Here is a 23,940-nt window from a genome sequence, read left to right as displayed (position 1 = left end):
TTCTTCATTTGGAGGGTCAACATTCAGGTTATTGAAATTGTTCGTGTTAGCTTGCTATTAATCCATAGCTTTCCAGAATTTGCTTAGCCCGGGTGGTATTCAGGTATTTTAAAAAAGCATCCACCCGAACATCATGTTCCCTATCAAAATAAATGCGCAATGATCGTTTTAAGGGATATTCGCCATTATCAATATATTCTGGATTGGGCGGAATAAAGTTAACCGAGTCTCGACTCACTAATGAGGGGATCATAACATTTTTAACCAATGTAGTGTAATAGGAGTATCCAATGAATCCAATACCATTTCGGTTGCTGATAACTGAATCTACAATCTCACGGTTTTCCCTAGCAACCACAGCACTTGGGGCTAATTCAAATACTTTAAAATGCTCGGTAAAGAATCGCTGAGTTCCTGAATTAGAATCCCTAACCACAGGCATTATTGTCCCTGGATTTCCCCCTACTTCACTCCAGTCAGTTATAACGCCTGAGTAAATGTTTGAGATTTGTCGATCCGATAATTTCAATACCGGATTGTCCATGTGATTAATAATTACAATAACATCATATCCGACTATTTTCTCCTGAACATTATGGTTATAACCCAAGATTGAATCAAGCTTAAAAGGGAAGGACGACAGCCCAATGTCAGCAGTTTTTTCTTTGATGGCAATTAATCCAGTTCTACTGCCTCCTCCTTCTAGTTGTACTTTTAAAGTATCCTGCAATTGCTCAAAGTCTGAAGCCAATGACGAAAATGCCTGATGCAAAGATTCGCTTCCTTTCAGCTTGAGTGGTTCATAGTGTTTTGCTTGCTTAATCGCATCACATGAAAAACATAAAATGATAAATAAAAATAAATATTTCATTGCCCGCTGGTTGTATCAGGCGAAAGTAGAACGGAGAAAAATCAGAAAGATCAACCCAAAATTATATGTGTGTTAACTTATCTTTATTTGAGCAAATTGTGATCTAATGCCTGAAACTATTTAACTTCATCCTGTCATTTTCAAATAACCCATTACCATGAAGAAACTTACTTACTTACTATCACTAGTTTTTGCTTTCGTTTCATTTGCTCAGGCTCCAATCACCAGTATCCCATTCGAATTATTTGGGGATCACATAATTATACAGGTGAGCGTGGACGATTCAGAGCCCCTGGACTTCATTTTTGATACAGGATCTGGTTATACTGTGATTGATAATGATGTTGCTGAAGAACTAAACCTAAGCGGGAAAAAAATTGAAATGAATCAGGCTTCATCCTCCTGGCATTTGATTAAACATAACACTATTGCTATCAATCACTTTTTGATGGAGAAAAACACAAAAGTGTATTCTACAGACCTGGATCACCTGGAGATAAGTTTAGGTATGGATCTGGATGGAATAATTGGATATGACCTTCTCAGACATCACTCCGTATATGTCAACTTTGATACGAAAGTGATGAATATTTATGATCACAGTAACTCTCCAAAACGTGGTGATGCAATTCCATTTACTTTGCATGTATCGATACCTGTAATAGAAGGCTCGGTGGTATTAAACAATGACGAACCCCATGACGGGACCTTTTTCGTAATGACAGGAGCTGGCACCACACTGGACTTCAACTCTCCTTACGCTGAAGAGTGGGATGTGATTAACAAGACCGGAAAACACTATTCTTACTTGGTAAAAGGACTTTCTGAGGAAGAAACGCTACATTATGAAGGTCATGTAAAATCATTCAGTTTCGGAAACCAAACAATAGAAGATCTCCCTATCGGAATAAGTGCTGCAAAATCAGGCATCCAGGCTGATAAAAAAGTCGCAGGTATTATCGGATCACAAATTTTGAGAATGTACAACTTCACATTGGATTACGGCACCAAGATGCTCTATCTTGAAAAAGACCACACCTATGATGCCAATTTCAAAGTCAATTGCAGCGGCATTGATGTTCAGCTCTCTAAAGACAAGAAGCGTGTACTGATTCACCAGGTTTTCGAAGATAGCCCGGCAGCAGAGGCCGGTATCAATGAAAATGATGAGTTGATTAAAATCAATGGAAAAACCATGATGGAAGTAAACCTTGCAGATGTGAAAAAGATGCTCAAGCAAGAAGGTGAAACTGTTGAATTAGTTGTTGATCAGGGAGGTACCCAAAAAACTGTTTCAATTGAGTTGAGATCCTTGATCTATTAAGCTCAGGTTTGGTTTCTTTGCAGCATGGGCGAACTTCGGATTGTATTTCTAGGGACACCTGATTTTGCGGCAGCAAGCCTTAAAAAGCTTGTTGAAAATAATGTAAACGTAGTGGCTGTTATTACAGCACCAGACAAACCTAAAGGTCGTGGGAAAAAATTGGGTATGTCTGCAGTTAAAGAGTACGCTTTAGAGGCCGGATTGCCTGTTTTACAACCCACCAATCTGAAATCTTTAGAATTTCTGGAAACACTTAAAGGCTACAACGCGGATTTGCAAATCGTGGTAGCTTTTCGCATGCTTCCGGCGGCAGTTTGGGATATGCCACCAATGGGAACCTTCAACCTTCATGCTTCACTGCTCCCCCAGTACAGAGGTGCAGCCCCTATCAACTGGGCTATCATCAACGGCGAAACTGAAACAGGAGTGACTACCTTCTTTTTAAAGCACGAAATTGATACCGGTGAAATCATTTTTCAGGAACGTGAAGCAATTAAACCTGAAGATAACGTTGGTGATCTCTACCAAAGATTGATGGAAAAAGGTGCTGATCTCGTGGTGAAAACTGTTCGTGCAATTGAGGCAGAAGACTATCCCCAAATCCCTCAGAATACTGATCAGCAACTTAAATCAGCCCCTAAAATTTTTAAAGAAGATTGCAAAATAGATTGGGAACAGCCATCTGAAACCATCCGAAATTTCATTCGAGGACTAGCTCCCTACCCTGCTGCTTGGTCAATGCTGCATGGTAAAGTCTTGAAAATCTATGAAGCAACAAAAGCAAATCAGGGGACGAATAAACCAATTGGAGGGTTCTATTCTGATGGGAAAAACTATATCCGAGTAAATACCAAAGACGGAACATTGAATGTTCTGGATCTACAACTGGAAGGAAAAAAACGAATGAATGTTCAGGACTTCTTGCGAGGCTATTCTTTTAATGATTAGTTGACTCTTTTTTCGCTATGCCACTGTATTGGCCAGCTTAAAGGACCAATCAATATGGACCAGCTAATCCAATCACGATAATCATTCTTCTTCATTACAGAGATCAGAATGTTTCCAATTGATGGAAATGAATATGAAAAGAGTTATCACTATGTACATAGTCGTGGTTAATTTTAATCCAATTACGGAAAAAGGAGACACAAAAGATTTATGATCATATCAATGATAGCGGCGATGGGCAGCAATCGGGTAATTGGGAAGGATAATGATATCCCATGGCATTTACCTGATGATTTTAAGTATTTCAAGAATACCACAAAAGGTCATCATGTGATCATGGGCAGAAAAAACTGGGAATCGCTTCCTCCCTCATTTCAGCCTCTTCCGGACAGGCCAAACATTGTGATAACACGGCAGAAAAATTATAAGGCAGAAGGTGGTGAGGTAGTGAGTTCCCTGGAAGCAGCCATTGACACGGCGAGACAAAAAAATGAACCGGAAGCATTTATCATTGGAGGTGGAGAAATCTATCGAATGGGACTCGAAATTGCTGATCGCATTTATCTAACAGAGATAAATGGTGAATTTGATGGGCCGGTAACATTTCCTGAATTTGATCAATCTATCTGGAAAGAAGAATCAAGAGAGCATCATCCTGCTGATGATCGCCACAAATACGCATTCGATTTCGTTATTTATTCAAAAAAATAAAACACTTATGGACATCCAATCACACAAAAGAACCCTTGGCATCATACACATTGTTTATGGATCTTTAATTGCCATCATCTTCATTTTCATCGGCAGTTTTGTATCTATTTTGTTTCCATTTATAGCTGATGAAATAGCTAAAGATGTAGGAAATGATGCTGATGAAATCCTTTTCATGGTAAGCTCTATTGTTCGAACAATCTTCATTTTGCTCTTAATCTTTTCCGCATTGCCTTCAATCATTGCAGGTATAGGATTGCTTCAGAAGAAAAATTGGGGAATAGTCATTGCTTTGATTGCAGGCTGTATATCTATTTTCAGTTTTCCTTTTGGAACGGCAGTAGGCGTTTACAGTATTTACGTGTTTGTAGAGAACAACAAACAAAAGAATGACCAAGATCAAGGATAGTGTTGTTTGGTTGACCGGAGCGAGTTCAGGAATTGGTGAGCACCTGGCTTACCAGCTGGCTGAAAAGGGAGCTAGATTGATTATTTCTGCCAGAAGAAAGGAAGAACTTGAAAGAGTTAAAGCCAATTGCAAATCCGAAACGGTAGAAATACTGACACTTGATCTCGAGGATAGCTTTTCCTTAAAACAACGTGCAAAAGAATCAGGCACCATCTTCGGGGATGTGGATATTTTGATCAATAACGGTGGCATTAGCCAGAGAGATACGATACTGAATACCAGCCTGGAAGTAGATCGAAAACTCATGGAGGTGAATTATTTTGGAGCTGTTACGCTCTCTAAGCTTCTTCTTCCAGACATGGTGAAACGAAAAAATGGACACCATGTCATTGTCACCTCAACAGTCGGTATCGTAAATACGCCTTATCGTTCAGGATATGGAGCATCCAAACATGCGTTGCATGGTTTTTATGATGCACTCAGGGCAGAACATCACGATGATAATGTTCGTGTTACGATAGTTCTTCCAGGCTATATCAAAACCAATATTTCATACAATGCACTTATAGGTGATGGCAGTCAGCAAAACAAGATGGATCCCGGTCAGGCAAAAGGAATGTCTCCGGAGAAATGTGCACGATTGATTATCAAAGCAATTGAAGCTAATAAACAGGAAGTTTACGTAGGTGGATTGAAGGAAAAAATGGGAATCTACCTAAAACGATTCTGGCCAAAAGCTGCTGCAAAAGCGATCAGAAAGCTAAGAGTAACTTAATGAAGCAATGGTTCTTCATATTATTTATTTGCCTTACCTCCTCTCTTTTTAGTCAGGACAAGAAACTGCTATCGCCGAAAGATTTTGCTGAACAAAGGATAGACGAGCAATGGGTTTATGTAAAACTCAAAACAGATAAAATAAAGGACCCATCCGCACTAGAGTTACGCTCCAATACATTACGCCCGATGAAAAACCTGGTGAAAATGAAAGTGCCCGCCGGGCAGAATCCTGTTACTTTTTGCAATCAGTTGCGACTTTCCGACAATTACGTTTATGCTGATCCCATTGTTCAATATCAACTTTTAGCACCTCCCTCCGATCCTTTAATTTCTAATCAATATTACCTTGACCTCATCCAAGCTGAGGAAGCTTGGGAAATAACCAAGGGAGATGATGACATTACTGTTGGAATCATCGATTCGGGGTTAGACCTTGACCATGAAGACTTGGTCAACAACCTATGGCTCAATACTGCCGATCCCATCGATGGAATTGACAATGATGAAAACGGGTACATCGATGATTATTACGGATATGATTTTGCCGATGAAGATAATGATCCCACCATCGAGAATGGAAATCATGGAATGATTGTCGGAGGAATTGCAGGAGCTACTACCAACAACAGTAAGGGAATTGCAGGAGTAGGCTACAATACTAAAATCGCGGCGCTTAAAGGTTTTAAATCATCCAATGGCACCAGCGGTGGTTTATATGAGGCCATCACTTATGCCGGAGCAAACGGAATGGATGTGGTGAATTTGTCATGGGGTCGAATGGGCGCACCACTTCAATCCGAACAAGACATTATAAATGATGCAGTCTTAAATTATGATATGGTGGTGGTGGCTGCAGCCGGCAATGAAGGTGGAAAATCTACAGAAGAAGAGAAATGGTATCCTGCCAGTTATGACAATGTATTATCAGTGGGTGCAACCGATGGAAATGATAACAAATCATCGGGATCGACTTTTAATTATTCAGTAGATCTAGTAGCACCTGGCGTTTCCATGTACTCTACTTTCAATAACAATGGATATGGAAATGGTGGGCCCGGCACCTCATATGCTTCTCCTCAGGTTGCCGCTGCAGCAGCTTTGGTAAAAGATAAATTTCCACAACTATCGGCCATTCAAATAATGGAACGGCTGAGATCCACATCAGATGATATCTATGATGTTGGTAATAACTCCTCTTATGATGGAAAGCTTGGTAAAGGTCGATTAAATGTCTTAAGAGCGGTAAGCGAATCAAGTGTAAAATCGATCCGTGCCACCAATCCAATGATAACGTCAAACTCAGGAGCTGTTTTTTTCGGAGATACCGTGACTATAACAGCGACAGTAACTAATTTCTTGTCACCGGTCAACAACCCATTAATAACTATTTCCTCTCCTGAAGGGAATTTTTCTGTTTCCAGTGGGAGTTTCATGCCCGGATATTTAGGAACTAATGATACCAAAGAAATTGAGTTTGAAGTGATCCTTAATGATGATATAGCTCCAGAAAGCACAGTAGATCTGCGTTTAGATTACAATGCCACCGGTTATAATGACTTTCAGTTTCTGGAGATAACTACCTCTCCGGATTACACCGATTTCGGAAACAATAAAATCAGTATGACCATTAGTGGGGATGGAAATTTAGGATTCAATGAATACGGGCCTAACCATGAAGGTTCCGGGTTTCAATACCAATTGGACACACTTATGACCTATACAGGCCTGATGATTGCTACCAATTCCACTTCCGTTTCAGATAACATCGTTTCAAACTATGTCACCGAAACACGAAATGAAGATTTTCAGGTTCAAAAATTTTACAAGCTTTATCACCACCAAGGTGCCGACAATTTTGGTTATTCGGAATTCACAGATTCCAGCCACCCGGTTATCATAGAACAATCCAATGTTACCTGGACGGATGAAGATTTCATGATTATCAGATATCGGCTGATCAACAACTCTGTAGCTGCTCTAAACGATCTGTCAGTTGGAATTTTTGCTGATTGGGACTTGGGGGACAAAACGCAAAATTATGCAGAATACAATACCACAAATGATTACATATATGTAAGAAACTCTACGGGTGATTTGTATGCTGGTGTGAATGTCATTGGAGGTGATATACCTGAATTCAGTGCAATGGATATGGGTTTATTTAATGGAAATTCACAGGATATTGATGATGTATTTAATGATGCATCCAAATATGATTACCTGATCAATCAGGATAAGTTGTCTGCCGGTGGTATGGGTGCGGGCAATGATGTTGCAACGATCAATGGAACAACTATCAACCAGATTCCTGCCTATGGTGAAACATTTATAAATGTGATTTATGCAGTAGCAAATACACAAGCCAATCTTGAAACTGAATTTCAAACCGCAGAAGATCGACTCAATGGTTTTCTACTCAAACCACGAGTACTCGAGACCTTTTATACATGCGACGGAGCTTCATTTCAGATTAATCCCGCCTACGGTGAGAACTTTGATTTTTATGAAGACCCTTTGGCTCAGGATTATATTTCATCAGGCACCAGCTTAAATGTGACATCTATCACCACCGACACCTCTTTCTATGTAAAAAATAGGGACAAAAACTACCCATCAGATATTTTCGAAGTGAAACTGAAACTGCTAAATGAAATCGCAGATTTTAGTATGTCGACAGACACCCTTTATCTCGACCACCCGACAACTAATGTGGTACAATTCACGGACTTGAGTTTAGACGCAATTTCCTGGGCATGGAATTTTGGACAGGGTACAGCTTCAAGTATTCAAAACCCAATGCTTTCATTTTCAGAGGCTGGCACTTACAGTATTTCACTATCCATTGAAAATGAACAAGGTTGTGATGATACCATTATCAAGCAGCTGGTAGTAGCTAGTCGTCCTGATTCGCCGGAGATTGCAGACATAGTGCTTTGCCCTGACGAACATGCTACTATACACGATCCCACAGCAGAAAAACTACACTTATTTGCATTTGCAAATCAAACAGAGCCCAACATAAGTGGTCTGAATATAGAAATTGGCCCTATTAAATATGATACGACTATTTATGTAAGCGGAGTTTATGGATCATTTGAAAGTGATAGAATCCCTCTTCAAATAGACGTTATGGAGGTTGTAGGCTCGTTCATTGTAGCACCTGATACCGCGTCCGCTGCACATCAAATGCTTTTCTCTGCAACTCAATTGGATGAGGGTTCTACTATAAGGTGGTTCATTGATAATGAGCTGGCCGGTTCAGACCTACAAGTCACTGAGGTTGCTGATCCAGGAGAAATTAATGTTATACTGGAGATTACAAGTGCGGATAATTGTATTAGATCCATAGAGAAAGATATTCTGATAAGCACTTCAACGTTTGCCATTCAGGAAGATGTGACTTCATGCTCGGGAGATTCTGTTGTAATAGCACCTGAAAACGGGACATACTTTGGATTTTACGCAGACCCTGAATTGACAGAATTTATAAAGAAAGGAACAAGCTTAAAGACAAACAATTATGAAAAAGTCTATGTGGTTGGCCTTGATGATGGATTACCCGGCACCCCAATAGAAGTAAATATTATTGAAGAGCTTTTGGAAGTGGAGATTTCCTATGAAGCTGAAATGGTTGGAGGCAAACACAGAGTTGGCTTTGCTCCCTTATCAGTAAATGAAATAGACGCCTTCCAATGGTTCATTAATGGAGACCTCAGTGAAACGATTGAAAATCCTACTTTTTCATTCGACAACACTTCCTATGAAATTGTTTTGCAAGTGGAAAGCTACTCCGGATGCACCGCATCAGATACCCTAAATCTGGATTTCACACCTCCCCTAGGTCTGGACATGATCAGTGAAGCTCTGGTATATCCAAATCCTTCAACTGGTGTTATACATTTGGCAGAATCAAAAAATATTGATCAGGTTTCTATTTATAGCCTGAACGGCAAGATTGTCTGGAGTAATGAAAAACCTCAGGGAATAATTGATTTGAGTGACTTGAAAGATGGGATGTATGTGGTGAAAATCACCAAGGGTACCAAAATTTATGAAGGGAATTTGCTATTAAGATAGCTATAGCATGCTAGTTGCATAAAGAAAATCGATCCCCTTGAGGAGGTTTTAGGAGTGTTTTGTTATGATCATTACCACAAACTCACCTTATTTGATCATTTTTTCAACGAACGATCTATCATAGGTCATTTCATACCCCCAATACCACATTTGCTTTTTTATCCAATCCACCCGTTGCTGAACATACGGACTGGGGTTGACTGCTGAATATCGTTTGGGGCTCGGTAATATAGCGGCCAATCTTGCAGCCTGGGTTATACTGATTCCGTCTGCAGATCGTTTAAAATAAGCTTGTGAAGCAGCTTCCGCACCAAAAATGCCATCTCCGAACTCCGCAACATTCAAATAAACTTCCATGATGCGCTCTTTACTCCAGATCATTTCTATCAACAATGAAAAATATAATTCTGCTGCTTTTCTTGTATAGGTTCTATCCGGCCATAAAAAAACATTCTTAGCAACCTGCTGAGTAATTGTGCTGGCCCCACGCATATTTCCACCACGCTTATTTACCTCCTCGGCTTTCTTGATTGACCGAAAGTCGAGCCCCTCATGAAGTAAAAAATGTTGGTCTTCCGCACACATGACGGCCAACTGTAGGCGCCCTGAAATATCCTCCAATTCCCTCCATTCATATTTTATTTCCTTTTCTAGCCCTTCTATCAACATCAGTTTAGTGATTGGAATCGGTATAAACGAATAAACAACTACCCACAATAAGGTCAGGATATTGAATAGCAAAACAAAGCCAGCGACAGATTTGATAATTTGGTTCGTGATTTTTTTCAATCTACATCTATTAATTTCGGGATATGAGAAATTTAATCCTGGTTACTTTTTGCCTTATCTTTTGGGCATCCGCTGCTCAAAAAGGAGACTTCCTACTCACCAATCATTTTCCCCGACATTCTAATATAGATAATTCAAATTTTGAAATCACTAATGATAGTCACGGAAGGTTATGCATAGCCAACCGTTCCGGCGTATTAAAATATGATGGAGAAGCGTGGGATTTCTATCAAACCCCTTCAGCAGCACTATCCATTGCAGTAGACACTACCGATATTGTCTATGTGGGATGTATTGGTAGTATTGGTATGATTGATTTTCAAGGTCGGAGCATCAGATACAATCCTATACTAAAGAAAGATACCATCAATGATTTGTTTCTTGAGACTCATCACTTCGGAGGCAAAGTGTACTTTATGGGAAGTGAGAATCTCATCGTCTATGATATTGCATCTAAAGAAGTGAAGCATCATAAAGGCAATTTCATTAACATTTATGAGTTGGATGCAGAAATGTTCGTCAATACAGCCAATAAAACGTACTTAATCAATGACTCATTAAGTCAGATTGTTCCGGCTCAAAAAGTCGCTTACAGCAGTAAAAGAAAAGACAGACCAAATCTGGTCATTGGATTTGACAATTCCATTTACACTTATGAGAGCTATGAATTTAGTCCTCTTCTGCAAAACAAACACCTTGAAAAAGAGGGGTTTATGGCAAAGGAAATTCAATGGTTGAATGACTCCCTCTTTGTGTGTACAACCTATGAGCGCGGGCTAGTTTTATACAACATGAAAGACCCTGAATATGCCATAGTGACTGACTATCATTCAGGACTGCCGGATAATGAAGTCTATACGATTCACACAGACAACTCAAACGGAATTTGGGCAGCACACCAGTTCGGTATTACTCACATCGCACCATTGTTTCCTGCATACAGCTACTCTCATTTTCTAGGCCTCAATGGCAATCTGACCAGTGTTTCTAATTATGCAAAAGACCTATGGGTGACCACCAGCTTGGGCCTTTATTATTTTGATCGGGATACTGTATTTGAAAACAAGGTATACTATGAAGTACAGCGAAAAAGCAGGAAGTCACAATCTCGTCCAACTCAGTCCACCGCAAAAAAGGAAGATGAAAAGCCAATTTTAAAAAGGCTTTTCGGGAAAAAGAACAGGGCAGAAAGCTCTAACCAGAAAGAAGAGAAAAAGGGCTTATTCAGCTCCATTGCGAACATTTTTGACAATGACAATAATGTTGAAAAAGTAAAGGGCAAACTGGATAAGAATACCAAGTATGTAAGAAAAGTGAGAAAACTACCTGTAGATATCAACTATACATTTAAGCATGTAGATGGTGCAAATGGTAAGTTTCTTTCTGTGCTACCATACAAAAACAAACTCTTGGCCGTTAGTACGAGTGGCGTTTACGAAGTATCCAAAAAAGGTGCAGAGATCATCATACCGGAGAATGTGCGATCATTTATGGTCAATAGTAATGGTCAGCTCGTGATAAGCACATCAGAACTTGAGCTTAAGATTTACAAGTTGAGTGGAAACGTATGGGTAGAGCAGGTAAGTAGTTCTATGAACGACATTATCGTAAGTATGCGTGAAGATGATCAGGGAAATATGTGGATGGCCGGGTCGGCAACAATCTATAAAACGTCATCTACGGATTCAACTTTCACGGTAAACCAGAAACTAGCCCTCAACAATATTTTTTTGGATGAAGTCAATATTCTCAACAGAGGAGACACGCTCTATTTCGTAAACTCTCAAGGCTACTTTTACTACGACGAATCGGCCAACAAAGTAGTTGAAGATGTAGCGCTAAAAGCAGAAATCGGCCAGCCCATACATCACCTATTTGACCCTGTAGAAAAAGGAGTTTGGGTCTTCAACGGCAAAGTATGGCATCATCTAAAAGAGAACGGAGAGATTGAAACGCTGGAATACCTGGGCCTGTTTCCTGACTTGAGGGCTATCTCTATAGATCAGGAATCGGATCAGCTCTGGCTCATTACACAGGCAAACGACATCCTGAAATACGATCCATCCAAAAAAGGCGGAATGGAAAGTATTACCTTTTTCCTAAAAAAAGTATCCAATGAAAAAGGTGTAATCGATCAATCGAAAAAGTTCACCCTCAGTTATGATGAAAATTTTCTGAGCATCGAGCTATCAAAGCCTGATTTTTTAGGTCTCTTGAACCCTGAATTTCAATACAAGCTGGAAGGCTTGCACAATGACTGGTCGGAATGGACGAGAAGCAAATCAATTGATTTCAGCTTTCTGCCTGAAGGAGACTACAAGCTCTTTGTACGTGCAAGAGATGCTTTTGGCAGAGTGGAAGAGGGTGAGGTTTTGTCCTTCATTGTAAAGCCACCATATTGGCAGACTCCCTGGTTCTACGCCATTCAGATTATCTTTTTCGGAGGTTTAGTCTATTTCTCGACCAGGCTTAATCAGGATAGCTCAAAGAACAGATTGCTTAGAGGAGGGCTTACTCTACTGACATTAGTTCTAATTATTGAGTTTCTGCAAAGTGCAATTGGTTCGCTATTCAGCTTCAAGAGTACGCCGGTAGTCGATTTCTTACTGGATGCCTCCATCGCTTTTATGATCTTCCCACTCGAAAGATTATTGCGCGAACTAATGACTCATGGAAAAGTAAAAATTAAGAAAAAAGAAATACCATTAGTCAGAAAGGATGCCCATGCCGAATAGCCAATTGCCCGGAGCATCCGGGTCATCACTTCGAAAAAACTCTTTCACGGCATTTATCAACTCTCCTCGGCTGATAAGATCATCATGATTACGATCCAGTTTTCTGAAAGACTTTGCAGCGAATCGCACCTCTATCCTATAACCAACAAGGAGGTCGATATATTCATCCAAATCAATGTATCCATCATTGTCGGTATCGAAATTATCAAATAGCTCCCCAACAAATTCATCTACGTATTCGGTAAAAATTGACTCGTCACCTTTTACAATAATTTGCTCTGCAAATCGTATCCAGTGCTCCCAGTTTGCTTTCCCATCATTATTGTTTACAAACAAATTGAAGTGATTCCAGCCTGCCTCAAATTTCTTTTTGATCTCTTCATATTTAGTATCTCCTTCTTTGATCCTCCAAAGAATACAAAGGTTTTCGGCTATTCCCATAAAATCCTCTTTTTCGATGACCCCATTTCGATCATAGTCAAGGATATAGAAAAATCTTTCCAGCTTGTTAATTTGTAGTTCAGTGAGCATAATTAGCAGGTGTTGTTCTAGCGAAAATAGTTAAACCTATAAATAACTCAATAACATTACAAACGTGTGGTTAGTGAGTTTACTGATGATATATATGAATAAAGGTTGTCAATTACCCATCGAGTTATGACCTAAATCGTATTTTTGGGGCTTTAAAAAACTTGTGAACTTTTCCTTGCCAACAACTAATAATTTATGCCCGCAAAAGCCATTCTAATTTCCATCGGTGATGAAATTCTTTACGGCCAAACATTGGATACCAATTCTCATTGGATTAGTGGTGAATTGGACAGCCTTGGGATTCGGGTGATGAAAAAGGTCACAATCGGAGATACCAAAGAAGAAATTCTTAGTTGCCTGGCAGAATCTGAAAAGCTTGCAGAAATGGTCCTAATTACCGGAGGCTTGGGACCGACAAACGATGACCTAACCAAGCCCTGCCTCGTGGAATACTTTGATACTCATCTCGTGCAGAATAAAAGCATGCTGGAAAATATCCAAAAGCTATTTGAGAAAGCTGGCCGAGAAATGTCTGAACTGAATGAGAAGCAGGCAGATATGCCTGCCAACTGCACTCCCATTGCCAATGTCATTGGCACGGCACCCGGTATGTGGTTTGAAAGGAACGGGAAAGTAATCGTTTCAATGCCAGGCGTTCCTTATGAGATGAAAAGGATGATGAAGGATACCATCCTTCCTAAGCTGAAAGAAATGTTTATCGAAGATGGAATATACCATCGTATGATTCGTACCATCGGAATTCCGGAATCTGTTCTTGCCCAGAAAATTAAAGACTGGGAAGACAGCCTTCCTAAACATATAAAACTTGCTTACCTGCCCACAATGGGAAGTGTGAAACTAAGATTAACCACTTCGGAAGAAACAAAGGCTATTAAGCAAGAAGTGCAAGATCAAATAGACAAGGTGTTACCAACCATAGAAAAGTATGTTTATGGATTTGATGATGATGAAATTGAAGAAGTTATAGGAAGAGCCCTTAAGAATAGTGGTCTCACACTGGCAGTAGCAGAAAGCTGTACCGGAGGCTATTTATCCCACAAAATCACTTCAATACCTGGTAGCTCCGGGTGGTTTAATGGGGCGTTTGTCCCTTATTCCAATAAACTAAAAAACCAACAATTAAAGGTAGATGAGAAAATCATTCTTGAACATGGGGCTGTCAGTGAGCCTGTTGTTTTAGCTTTGGCAAAAAATGTAAGAGAAGAGTTTATGTCTGATGTTGGGGTTTCTATAAGCGGGGTAGCCGGACCGGGTGGTGGAACAAAAGAAAAACCTGTTGGAACCGTATGGATTGGGTATTCTGACAAAAAGAAAACTGTTGCCAAGAAATTCCAGTTTACCAAAGACAGAGGCATCAACATTCAATACAGTGCACTAGCTGCATTAAACATGATTAGAATAAACCTAGATAAGGATTGACAAAATTATTATCTTTGAGAGCGAAATAAACAACCTAAAACAGAATATAATATGGCAACTGTAGAAATGGTAATGCCTAAAATGGGCGAAAGTGTGATGGAAGGGACTGTGCTTGCATGGTTGAAGAATGTAGGTGACACCATAGAAGAAGACGAATCGATCCTGGAAGTAGCTACAGACAAGGTTGATACAGAAATACCTGCCACTCACGCTGGCATTTTAAAAGAAGTACTTGCCGGAGAGGGTGATGTAATCGAGGTGGGTAAACCGATTGCCATCATTGAAATTGATGGTGAAGCAGGTGGTTCAGCTCCTGCCCCTACCGAAGCACCAAAAGAAGAAACACCGGTTGCTAAAGCAGAAGCTATGGTTGAGACCGCAATGACCACAGCTTCTTCAAGCAATGGATCAGTTGTTCCGCGAACCTCAGAATCCGGAAAATTCTTTTCTCCACTTGTTAGAAGTATTGCCAAAGAAGAAGGAATCTCAGTTGCCGAACTGGAATCAATTAATGGCACTGGAAAGGAAGGCAGAGTTACCAAAAACGATATTTTGAGTTATCTGGAAACCAGAAAATCAGGAAGTGCCCCAACTCCAGCAGCTCAACCTGCAATAGCTACTATGCCATCAGCCTCACATCAGCCTATGCCAGTTGCCGTGGATGGTGGTGACGAGATCATCGAAATGGACAGAATGCGAAAGATGATCGCTGAACGAATGGTGGCATCCAAGCACATTTCCCCTCACGTCACGTCATTCGTTGAAGCAGATGTGACCAAGGTGGTTGCCTGGAGAGATAAAGTAAAAAACGAATTCCAAAACCGAGAAGGAGAAAAACTAACCTTCACTCCTATCCTTATTGAAGCAATTGTACGTGCGATCAAAGACTTCCCAATGATTAATGTACAGGTTGATGGCAATAACATTGTGAAGAAAAAAGGAATCCATATCGGGATGGCTACTGCTCTTCCGACAGGAAATCTGATCGTACCGGTAATTCACAATGCAGATCAACTGAGCCTTGTAGGAATTACCAAAAAAGTGAACGATCTGGCTAAAAGAGCTAGAGAAAACAAGCTGAAGCCGGATGAACTTCAAGGCGGAACCTACACGGTCTCCAATGTTGGTTCATTTGGGAACGTAATGGGGACACCAATCATCATGCAGCCTCAAGTTGCAATTATGGCACTGGGAGCAATCCAGAAAAAACCATCGGTTGTAGAAACACCAGAAGGAGACATGATTGGAATTCGAAGCAAGATGTTCCTTTCTCACAGCTACGATCACAGAGTTGTAGACGGAGCGCTTGGTGGTATGTTTGTACGAAAAGTAGCAGACTACCTGGAAGAATACGACATAAACAGAGGCATTTAATAAAACCTAGTGGGGCACTCGCACCACCATCACGATCATTCAGAAGGCAACATCAAAGTTGCCTTCTTTCTTAATCTCAGTTTTGCAATAATTGAGCTGATTGGTGGACTATGGACCAATAGTGTGGCCATCCTTTCTGATGCACTTCATGATCTCGGCGACAGTCTCACGCTTGGCGTTTCCTGGTACTTCGCCAAGGTGGCTAAGAAAGATAGAAATCAAAAGTATTCGTATGGATACAAGAGATTCTCTGTTTTAGGCGCTCTTATCAATTCTATTGTTCTGGTCACAGGCTCTATTTTCATTGTCATCGAAGCAATACCTCGCTTATTTGATCCTGTAAACCCAAATACTGAAGGCATGATCTACCTCGCTATTGGTGGAGTTATTGTAAATGGTGCAGCGGCTTTCAGGCTGAGCAAAGGCCATAGTTTAAATGAAAAGGCTGTTTACACCCATCTTCTTGAAGATATCCTTGGTTGGATGGCTGTTTTGATAGGCGCAATAGTGATGAATTTCTGGGATTTACCCATCCTAGACCCCATCCTTTCCATTCTAATTGCAGTCTTTATTCTTTACAATGTTTTCAAAAATTTAAAAGAAAGTTTTCGAATCATCCTGCAGGGAACACCGCATGATATTAACATTAATAAGATCCATAAAACCATATTAGACATTCCTAAAGTATTAGGCGTTCACGACTGTCACACCTGGTCAATGGATGGTGAATATCATATTTTGTCAATTCATTTGGTCATTAAAGATGACCTTCCCTTATCAGAATTGGAAAACATTAAAAAAGAGACAAAGCTTCGAGTTTCTAAGCTAGGCATCAACCACACGACCATTGAGTTTGAAACTGAAAACGAAGAGTGCGATCCGTGTTAATTTCGTATCAATGAAATTCATTCCCTTTGTCATTCTACTTTTTATATCAATTCTTGGATATAGCCAGAAGAAGTATCTCATCCAGGAACTCCAGGTAGAGAATGAAAATGATGCCTATACACTAAACTTTAACAGGGATCAATACTACAGTAATGGTGTTGCTATTCGATACAGAAGGTTATCTGATTCTTCAAAATGGAATAGTAACCATGAGAAAGTTATTCGTTCATACGATCTGAATCACAGAATCTATAGTCCCAGACATCTTTTTTGGGAAGATTCCGCAGATATGGACAGACCCTATGCCGGACAAATTTCACTGGCAGCATCTAATGAATATTATTACAAAACTCAAGCTTACCTCAAGTTGAAACTTGAACTTGGGTGGATGGGGCCTGCATTGCGAACTGGCGACTTACAATATGAATGGCATAAATTGTTCGGGATGCAGCTACCTTTTGGCTGGCACTATGAAATCAACAATGCCCCCATCATCAACGTTTATGGAACATATGCCAAAACGCTTCTGGAATCAAAACACATTGATTTTATCTCAGAATCTAACCTTGCCTTGGGTACCTCTTTCTCAAATATCAGACAGGAAGTCTTAGTTCGTTTTGGAGATTTGAAACCTATCCAAAACTCTGCACAATACAATGGCCTCCTTGGAATTGAAAATAGAGGCCCAGATACGCATGAGGTTTACTTTTTCTTTAGCCCTGGTATCGAATATGTAGCCCACAATGCCACAATTGAGGGGAGCTGGCTTGGTAAAGAATCCATTTATACAGAAACCCGAGAACCATGGGTATTTCAAATGCGTGGAGGGATGATGATGAGCTGGACCAAGTTTGACTTTTCATTAATCTACTATCGCAGGACCAAAGAAACTACAGAAGCCACCTACCATAAATATGTAGGGATTCGGCTCAATCAAAGGTTTTAGAATACATCTGCATTGAGTCATTTTCAGTATCTTCGACTAAACGACCCTCACCATGAAAATCTCAATTTGCATACTGGCAGTTTCATTATTAATAGGATGCACTCCCTCAAAACCAACCACAGAAGAAACTCAATTAGGCGACCTTCAACATACGTTTTCCATTTCTGAAGTTGCTCGTCCGGCTTTTGATGAGGGGCTATTGCTGCTTCACAGTTTCGAATACGAAGATGCCAGAGAAGCATTTCAAAAGTCTGCAGAAGCGGATTCCAATGAATTAATGGCTCATTGGGGTTTAGCCATGACACACTATAAAGCGCTCTGGGGTTTACAAGATGTTGAAGCTGGCAGAAAGGTATTAAATGTAGTCGGAGATACCCAAGCAGATCGGTTGGCAAAAGCGGAAAATCAATTGGAACAAGATTTCTGGTTGGGTGTTGAAATTCTTTATGGAGAAGGAGAGTTAGATGAACGTAATCAAGCTTACGTAGAGCACATGGCTAAGGTCTATGATGAAAATCCGGGCAATCAGGAAGTGGCTGCTTTCTTTTCACTGGGACTTATGTGGGCTGGGTATTATGAACAGGAATACCTCAACCGCTCAGCGGAAGTAGCCGCTGGAATCATTGAAGAAAATCCAACGCATCCAGGTGCATTGCATTACATGATCCACGCAAATGACGATCCTGCTTATGCGCAAATAGCACTCAATGCCGCAAACAAGTATGCAAAAGTGGCACCTGATGCTACACATGCGCTACACATGCCTTCACACATTTATGTTGCACTGGGGATGTGGAAAGAAGTGGTTAGCTCTAATACCGCATCCTATCAGGCCAGTTTAAAAAGAGTTGAAAGGAAAGGCCTTAGTGGCAAAGACAGAGGATATCACTCCATGGCCTGGCTACAATATGGATACCTCCAATTAGGAGCTTATGATGAAGCAGCAGACCTACTGCGCGAAATGATGCAGTATTACCAGGATTCTACCGCATCCTTGAGTTACCTGATCACCATGCAAAATCAGCAGCGAATTGAAGCCGGTACCTGGCCTGAAGATCTTGAACCCATACAAGTGGATTATACTAAACTCGGACTAGCGGATAAGTCTGCTATGCACTTTTTAAATAGTCTGATTGCTTTTGATGAAAATCAACCTTCAGTCATAGAAAATGAAATATCCATATTGAAAGATCATCTAAACAGAGCAGGTTTACTTGTAAATGATCAGGGGATAGCTTTGTGCAGTGCAGGACCCACCCGATATGCTCCTTCAGAAGAAAGTATGAAAAAAACTCAAGTGGTCATCTATCAAATGGAATCATTGCTTGCACAGCTAAAAAACAATAAAGTGTTGGCCGAACAACATCTTGTTGCTGCAACTAAATTGGAAGGTGAAAGCAGCTATGATGCCGGTCCTCCATTTATTGCATATCCATCCTTTGAGCAATATGGTGATTGGTTGTTGCAACAAGAACGCTATGAAGAGGCGTTGGAACAATTCAATCAGTCACTTTATTATCGTACTAACAGAAACAAAGCATTGAGGGGAAAATTAGCTGCTTTGAAAGCATTGGATAAAACTGAAGAAGCAGAAAAGGTGCAAAAAATCATTGATGAATATGCCACGGACAAAATAATTACCAAAAGCTAGACTCAACATATAATTGTTTTAATCGAATCTATATTAAGTAAATTCTATCAGGATAGTTGCGAAACTCTTCCTATTGACATCTATCTGAAAATTAACGATCTTTAATAGAGCCTTAAAACCCCTACTATTATGAAAAAGTTAATTCTATTCCCCCTTTTTGGAGTACTCATTGCTTCATTTATCTCCTGTAATAGTGATGAAAATGACGATGGAACTGATCTTGAATTTACACTTGAAGGCACCTTATGGATCTTTACAGATCGTATTGCTTCTGGTTGTGATAATCCTGATGATAATGAGACTTTAACCAACGCCTCGTGCACTGAAAGCGATTGTGAAACCATAAGCCTGAATAATGGAATTATTACCATTGTAGATAAGGAGGCTGGGGTGTCAGAAATAACAACTGCTATGTATACCATATCGGGAAATATCGTCACCATAACGTTCGAGGAAGAAGGAGTAACTACTGAATTCGATGTTACATATTCGATTCAGGCCAATATCCTGACAATTATGTTCACTTTCCCGTTTGATGGATGTGATGTTGTGGAAACTTATAAAGCGATGGAATAATCATTCAATAAAATTCTTAAAGTCGGACTAAACCTCCGACTTTTTTATACCTTTCACATTAAGTACGCTGATTAAAGCATCAAACTATAAACTAAATTCTTCTAATCTCACCGCTCTTTAAATACAACAGATATCCTTCAACTTCATAACCCATTTCGGAAAGCAGCGAAGCATACTCTTTTAGTTGACGGTTATCTTCAGGTTTTGGAAAGCCACTTTTAAAATCAATCACCTTGGCATTCTTTCCATTAATTACCACCCGATCCATACGCTTAGTCTCCCCATCTTTAGGTAGCACCACCACTTCGGTCTTAACCTCTCCTTCTCCGCTAAACCATGATTTGATCTGCTCATCCTTCCACAAGTTATTAATCAGTTTTTGATACCACTGACGATCTTCTTTGGTGATTTGCATAGCACGCTCATAGCGCTCCAGCACATCAATGGTATCTTCGTAATGAATGATTTCAGACAAAATCTGGTGAAGCAATATTCCTTCGTTCCGGCTCTTTTCTACTTCATCGTCGTAGTATGCTTTTCCGGTTTTCCGGACTTGCAATTTGCCGCTCCATTTATTAGAAGTGTACCGGTCTAGTTTGATCATTTCATCATCGGACTCCCTGTGCTTTACAGGAATATTTCCCATTTTGAAAACGTTACTACCAGGATTCCATCCTTCCATCGATTGTCGTTCAAAAAATGCCCATAGCAACTTACTTGCGGTGCTGTACATTTTCTCTTTCTTACCCGGCGGTGGCTCGCAGTGAACAAAGAGCGCATTCTCCGCACGTGTGAATGCCACGTACAAAACATTCAAACTTTCCAGGTGCCACTTGGCGAATTCTTTCTGATAGCTCTCGACAAAGCGAGTATTCTCAAGCTCCGATTTATAGTCCACCGGGAGGTTTTCTCCTTCCTGATATGGCGACTGGTACCAAACAGGTTTGGAGCGGCTGTTCATATCAAAATTGCAAAAAGGAACAAACACAATTGGGTACTGAAGACCCTTAGATTTATGCGAAGTAATCACCTCAACCGCATCCAAAGCCCCGGTAAGCTGCACGGATCGCTTCTTTCCATTGTCCTCCCACCACTCGATGAACAGCCGAATATCTGATCGATTGTTTTTGGTGAACTCCAATACAGCATCCTGAAATGCCTGCAAATACACAAACTCTGACGCTAACTTGCTTAGCTCGAACGTCCGAATGAGTACCTCTACCAATTCCAAAATTGGGAGATGAAGTAAGTGTTGCTTGTATTTGGTGAATGTACCCGGCAACCCTGCTTGACCCAGCTTAGAAAAATCAGCATGTCCCTCGAAATTTTTCTTCTTCACTGACTTTTGATATCTGTATGTAAGATCAGCCAGAATGCTTACATCATTAGGGTTGATGAGATGATTAAAAGCAGAAAGTAATAACTGAACAACAGCAGCATTTTCCAGCAACATCCCTTCAGCAGAGATAACTTCAATTTCGGTATTGTGGGTCCTTCGATAGTCCAGTACATAATTCACAATATCGGTGGCCTCTTTATTAGTTCTCACAAGGATGGCCATGTCATTAAGCAAATGACCGTCTTTGAGTAATGACTCCATCGTCTCAATCGTGCGCTCCATGGATCGCTGCTTCCATTCGTTTTTCTCCGATTCCAAAAATTCCAGATGAACGAACCCTTCTACACCCAGATTTTTCTCAGCCACCTGTTGCTCCGACCCTTCGTATGTTTTCATTATCATCCGACCCTCTTCAGTTGAGATGGTATCACTCATTTCTTCAACCATTATTTGGGGAAGAGTAGAGAAAATCTGATTGTTGAAAGAAACAATGTTTTTTGCACTGCGGTAATTGGTACTTCTGGTTGGATCGACAGTCGTTTGAGGGATTTCCTTCTCCACTGTATCCAATAGTAAAGTGGGGTCACCTCCCCTCCACCCATAAATGGATTGTTTCGCATCACCTACTAGGATGTTTTCGTTTCCATTGGCCAGACTTTCTTCCAAAAGCGGACGAAAGTTGTTCCACTGAAACTGGGACGTATCCTGAAATTCATCAATCAGAAAATGCGAATACCAGGTACCGACTTTTTCATAAATGAACGGTGAACCTGTATCATCAATGATCTGGGAAAGAAAGTCCGGAAGGTCAGAGATCATAATTACCTCCTCTTCTCGCTTATATTCCTGAAGCTTCTGAGCCAGATCTGTCATCAATCCAAGTGTATACAAGTGTTTGAGCACTGCGTTAGCAGTATAATAATCCTGCCGATGCTGTTCTATATACTCGAGGGCTTCATTCATTAAAGGCATGAATGAAGACTCAGCCTGCTGGATAATTTGGTCTTTCAGCTTACTCGATTTAGAGGTCCATGCCTCAGATTGATCTCTGGCTGCTTCAACACGCTTGGTGAGCAGGCTATCATACTCCTTTCGCTTTAGCTTAGGGAAGAAACCTCCGGGTCCGGAAGCTTTATAATTCAGATCATCAAGGGATAAGTCGGCGGTTTGCATTGCCTCCTCAAACTGATCTGCAATTTTAATCAAGTGATTTTCAAAAACTTTCTTTGTCTTTACCAATTCACCTTTCAGGTTCTTGATCTTTTCTTTAACATGCTCGTCAGCGAACTGACCCTGTGGAAGCTTTTTAAACTCTTCTTGAAAAAGCTGTTTGGCCAACTTGCTCACCTGATTTTTTGTCTCATACCCTTCACCTTCTGCAAGACCTTCCATTGAGAACTCAACCAACCAATCCCGAAGTTGCTTATTGGTCTCAACTCCTTCATATACATTCGAAGTGATGAACTCTGCCACTTTATCAACATCTAACTCAATTCCAAAACTCCCCTGAAGGCCTATTTCCCTTGAGAAAGATCGGATGACCCTATGGAAAAAGGTATCAATTGTTGTGATATTGAAGTAGCCATAATGATGTAATAAATGCGTCAGAGCGTCATTAGCAGATTCAATAATCTGATCTCTTGTTTTACCTAAATCCTTTTCGAAAACAGGAATCAATTCATGCTTTCCTTTGGCTATATCAATAAGAAACTCCAACACCCGCTCCTTCATTTCCTCAGCAGCTCTATTGGTGAATGTAACCGCAAGAATTTTCTGATAATAGTCTTTCGATCTGAGCGCAAGCTTCAAATACTCTTTGGCTAAGGTGTAAGTTTTGCCTGAACCTGCGGACGATCGATAGATGGTGAGAGACATGTTACGAAAATAGCAGTAAGCTGAGATTAGGCGTTTGAAACCACAAATTAGTTATCCACAAAATGATGAATTCAACATTTAAATGGGCTTTTTCATCGAAGAAAGTTATCAATGTTACCTTAATGTTAACAAAATGTTAGGCAAATTTTGATTTTATGTAAACTTGAGGTAACATTAAAGTGTTAATCACTTAACATTCAGGAAATATTAAAAGAGATAGAGATTATGAGAAAGCAATTACTGATACTGACAATGGTGCTATGCGTTCTGGGGGTGCAGGCAAATAATGGAAATGGAAAAGCTGAAAATCCAAAGCCTACTAATTACCAGGAAGTAATTTCAACCATTGAATATCCTCAGGTATGCAAGGAAAAAGGTATTGAAGGAAAGGTAATTGTGACTTTGAAAATCGATAAAGAAGGAAAAGTTATTAATCACAGATTTGAAGAATACCCATGTTCTGATCTTAGAGATGCCGTAAAAGCAAAATTATCAGATCTTAACTTTGAGCCTGCAAAAAACTCAGCAGGACAGTCGGTTGTTGGATTAATCGCAGTTCCTGTTAACTTTAAGCTAACAATCTAGTTTTAATTAATTAGATCAATTTGTAGGCCGCTCCGATTTTTCGGGGCGGCTTTTTTGTGCCTTATTCCTTCTTCGATCTCAGTCGTCCCACCAC

The 23,940-nt window shown here is 40.3% G+C and carries 18 protein-coding genes; 14 read left to right on the top strand and 4 right to left on the bottom strand.

The window, feature by feature from the left end:
* Positions 1-46 precede the first annotated feature (46 nt).
* Positions 47-871, bottom strand: coding sequence for a PstS family phosphate ABC transporter substrate-binding protein (locus RIC88_RS03165; protein ID WP_350216017.1), 825 nt, complete (start codon positions 869-871; stop codon positions 47-49).
* Between the two features lie 157 nt (positions 872-1,028).
* Here RIC88_RS03165 and RIC88_RS03160 point away from each other — a divergent pair, with 157 nt between their 5' ends.
* The 6 genes from RIC88_RS03160 to RIC88_RS03135 all read left to right on the top strand — a co-directional run bounded on the left by RIC88_RS03160 (position 1,029) and on the right by RIC88_RS03135 (position 9,117).
* Positions 1,029-2,195, top strand: a complete 1,167-nt coding sequence (locus RIC88_RS03160; protein WP_350216016.1) for an aspartyl protease family protein — start codon at positions 1,029-1,031, stop codon at positions 2,193-2,195.
* A 24-nt stretch (positions 2,196-2,219) separates the two neighbouring features.
* Positions 2,220-3,143, top strand: a complete 924-nt coding sequence (fmt, locus tag RIC88_RS03155; RefSeq protein ID WP_350216015.1) for a methionyl-tRNA formyltransferase — start codon at positions 2,220-2,222, stop codon at positions 3,141-3,143.
* 210 nt (positions 3,144-3,353) lie between these two features.
* On the top strand, positions 3,354-3,854 hold the full coding sequence (locus RIC88_RS03150; protein ID WP_350216014.1) for a dihydrofolate reductase: 501 nt from the start codon (positions 3,354-3,356) through the stop codon (positions 3,852-3,854).
* A gap of 7 nt (positions 3,855-3,861) precedes the next feature.
* On the top strand, positions 3,862-4,263 hold the full coding sequence (locus RIC88_RS03145) for a hypothetical protein (RefSeq protein WP_350216013.1): 402 nt from the start codon (positions 3,862-3,864) through the stop codon (positions 4,261-4,263).
* On the top strand, positions 4,244-5,038 hold the full coding sequence (locus tag RIC88_RS03140; RefSeq protein WP_350216012.1) for an SDR family oxidoreductase: 795 nt from the start codon (positions 4,244-4,246) through the stop codon (positions 5,036-5,038). Before RIC88_RS03145 ends, RIC88_RS03140 begins: the two co-directional genes overlap by 20 nt.
* Positions 5,038-9,117: a S8 family serine peptidase gene (locus RIC88_RS03135; RefSeq protein ID WP_350216011.1), complete on the top strand. Its 4,080-nt coding sequence runs from the start codon at positions 5,038-5,040 to the stop codon at positions 9,115-9,117. Before RIC88_RS03140 ends, RIC88_RS03135 begins: the two co-directional genes overlap by 1 nt.
* 87 nt (positions 9,118-9,204) lie before the next feature.
* Here RIC88_RS03135 and mtgA read toward each other — a convergent pair whose 3' ends face one another.
* A complete protein-coding gene (gene mtgA, locus RIC88_RS03130; RefSeq protein ID WP_350216010.1) occupies positions 9,205-9,906 on the bottom strand; it encodes a monofunctional biosynthetic peptidoglycan transglycosylase in 702 nt (233 codons plus the stop codon).
* 23 nt (positions 9,907-9,929) lie between these two features.
* Between mtgA and RIC88_RS03125 the strand changes: the two genes are divergently transcribed.
* Positions 9,930-12,641, top strand: coding sequence for a triple tyrosine motif-containing protein (locus RIC88_RS03125; protein ID WP_350216009.1), 2,712 nt, complete (start codon positions 9,930-9,932; stop codon positions 12,639-12,641).
* On the opposite strand, the gene RIC88_RS03120 is transcribed toward RIC88_RS03125, so the two are convergent.
* Positions 12,612-13,172, bottom strand: a complete 561-nt coding sequence (locus RIC88_RS03120) for an EF-hand domain-containing protein (protein WP_350216008.1) — start codon at positions 13,170-13,172, stop codon at positions 12,612-12,614. The genes RIC88_RS03125 and RIC88_RS03120 overlap by 30 nt on opposite strands.
* A gap of 195 nt (positions 13,173-13,367) precedes the next feature.
* Between RIC88_RS03120 and RIC88_RS03115 the strand changes: the two genes are divergently transcribed.
* The 6 genes from RIC88_RS03115 to RIC88_RS03090 all read left to right on the top strand — a co-directional run bounded on the left by RIC88_RS03115 (position 13,368) and on the right by RIC88_RS03090 (position 20,047).
* On the top strand, positions 13,368-14,612 hold the full coding sequence (locus RIC88_RS03115; RefSeq protein ID WP_350216007.1) for a competence/damage-inducible protein A: 1,245 nt from the start codon (positions 13,368-13,370) through the stop codon (positions 14,610-14,612).
* Positions 14,613-14,663: 51 nt separating this feature from the next.
* Positions 14,664-15,986 (top strand): dihydrolipoamide acetyltransferase family protein, encoded by a 1,323-nt coding sequence (locus RIC88_RS03110; RefSeq protein WP_350216006.1) that lies wholly within the window; start codon positions 14,664-14,666, stop codon positions 15,984-15,986.
* A gap of 9 nt (positions 15,987-15,995) precedes the next feature.
* Positions 15,996-16,874 carry a cation diffusion facilitator family transporter gene (locus tag RIC88_RS03105; protein WP_350216005.1) on the top strand — a complete coding sequence of 293 codons (879 nt, stop codon included), beginning with the start codon at positions 15,996-15,998 and terminating at the stop codon, positions 16,872-16,874.
* Positions 16,875-16,884: 10 nt separating this feature from the next.
* The gene (locus tag RIC88_RS03100; protein ID WP_350216004.1) at positions 16,885-17,820 is read left to right on the top strand and encodes a lipid A-modifier LpxR family protein; all 936 of its coding nucleotides are present in this window, start codon (positions 16,885-16,887) and stop codon (positions 17,818-17,820) included.
* A 52-nt stretch (positions 17,821-17,872) separates the two neighbouring features.
* Positions 17,873-19,471, top strand: coding sequence for a tetratricopeptide repeat protein (locus RIC88_RS03095; RefSeq protein ID WP_350216003.1), 1,599 nt, complete (start codon positions 17,873-17,875; stop codon positions 19,469-19,471).
* A gap of 129 nt (positions 19,472-19,600) precedes the next feature.
* On the top strand, positions 19,601-20,047 hold the full coding sequence (locus RIC88_RS03090) for a hypothetical protein (RefSeq protein WP_350216002.1): 447 nt from the start codon (positions 19,601-19,603) through the stop codon (positions 20,045-20,047).
* Between the two features lie 91 nt (positions 20,048-20,138).
* On the opposite strand, the gene RIC88_RS03085 is transcribed toward RIC88_RS03090, so the two are convergent.
* On the bottom strand, positions 20,139-23,261 hold the full coding sequence (locus RIC88_RS03085) for a UvrD-helicase domain-containing protein (RefSeq protein ID WP_350216001.1): 3,123 nt from the start codon (positions 23,259-23,261) through the stop codon (positions 20,139-20,141).
* 225 nt (positions 23,262-23,486) lie between these two features.
* On the opposite strand from RIC88_RS03085, the gene RIC88_RS03080 reads away from it, so the two are divergent.
* On the top strand, positions 23,487-23,846 hold the full coding sequence (locus RIC88_RS03080) for a TonB family protein (RefSeq protein WP_350216000.1): 360 nt from the start codon (positions 23,487-23,489) through the stop codon (positions 23,844-23,846).
* Positions 23,847-23,940: the final 94 nt, after the last annotated feature.

It is taken from the genome of Ekhidna sp., assembly GCF_040220215.1.
In the GTDB taxonomy this organism is placed as follows: Bacteria; Bacteroidota; Bacteroidia; order Cytophagales; family Cyclobacteriaceae; genus Ekhidna.
This window is presented reverse-complemented; position numbering and strand designations above follow the sequence as displayed.

Excerpts from the sequence above, each read along its gene's own strand:
- RIC88_RS03165 (WP_350216017.1), bottom strand. The coding sequence starts at position 871 with ATGAAATATTTATTTTTATTTATCATTTTATGTTTTTCATGTGATGCG.
- RIC88_RS03160 (WP_350216016.1), top strand. The coding sequence starts at position 1,029 with ATGAAGAAACTTACTTACTTACTATCACTAGTTTTTGCTTTCGTTTCA.
- fmt (WP_350216015.1), top strand. The coding sequence starts at position 2,220 with ATGGGCGAACTTCGGATTGTATTTCTAGGGACACCTGATTTTGCGGCA.
- RIC88_RS03150 (WP_350216014.1), top strand. The coding sequence starts at position 3,354 with ATGATCATATCAATGATAGCGGCGATGGGCAGCAATCGGGTAATTGGG.
- RIC88_RS03145 (WP_350216013.1), top strand. The coding sequence starts at position 3,862 with ATGGACATCCAATCACACAAAAGAACCCTTGGCATCATACACATTGTT.
- RIC88_RS03140 (WP_350216012.1), top strand. The coding sequence starts at position 4,244 with ATGACCAAGATCAAGGATAGTGTTGTTTGGTTGACCGGAGCGAGTTCA.
- RIC88_RS03135 (WP_350216011.1), top strand. The coding sequence starts at position 5,038 with ATGAAGCAATGGTTCTTCATATTATTTATTTGCCTTACCTCCTCTCTT.
- RIC88_RS03125 (WP_350216009.1), top strand. The coding sequence starts at position 9,930 with ATGAGAAATTTAATCCTGGTTACTTTTTGCCTTATCTTTTGGGCATCC.
- RIC88_RS03120 (WP_350216008.1), bottom strand. The coding sequence starts at position 13,172 with ATGCTCACTGAACTACAAATTAACAAGCTGGAAAGATTTTTCTATATC.
- RIC88_RS03115 (WP_350216007.1), top strand. The coding sequence starts at position 13,368 with ATGCCCGCAAAAGCCATTCTAATTTCCATCGGTGATGAAATTCTTTAC.
- RIC88_RS03110 (WP_350216006.1), top strand. The coding sequence starts at position 14,664 with ATGGCAACTGTAGAAATGGTAATGCCTAAAATGGGCGAAAGTGTGATG.
- RIC88_RS03100 (WP_350216004.1), top strand. The coding sequence starts at position 16,885 with ATGAAATTCATTCCCTTTGTCATTCTACTTTTTATATCAATTCTTGGA.
- RIC88_RS03095 (WP_350216003.1), top strand. The coding sequence starts at position 17,873 with ATGAAAATCTCAATTTGCATACTGGCAGTTTCATTATTAATAGGATGC.
- RIC88_RS03090 (WP_350216002.1), top strand. The coding sequence starts at position 19,601 with ATGAAAAAGTTAATTCTATTCCCCCTTTTTGGAGTACTCATTGCTTCA.
- RIC88_RS03085 (WP_350216001.1), bottom strand. The coding sequence starts at position 23,261 with ATGTCTCTCACCATCTATCGATCGTCCGCAGGTTCAGGCAAAACTTAC.
- RIC88_RS03080 (WP_350216000.1), top strand. The coding sequence starts at position 23,487 with ATGAGAAAGCAATTACTGATACTGACAATGGTGCTATGCGTTCTGGGG.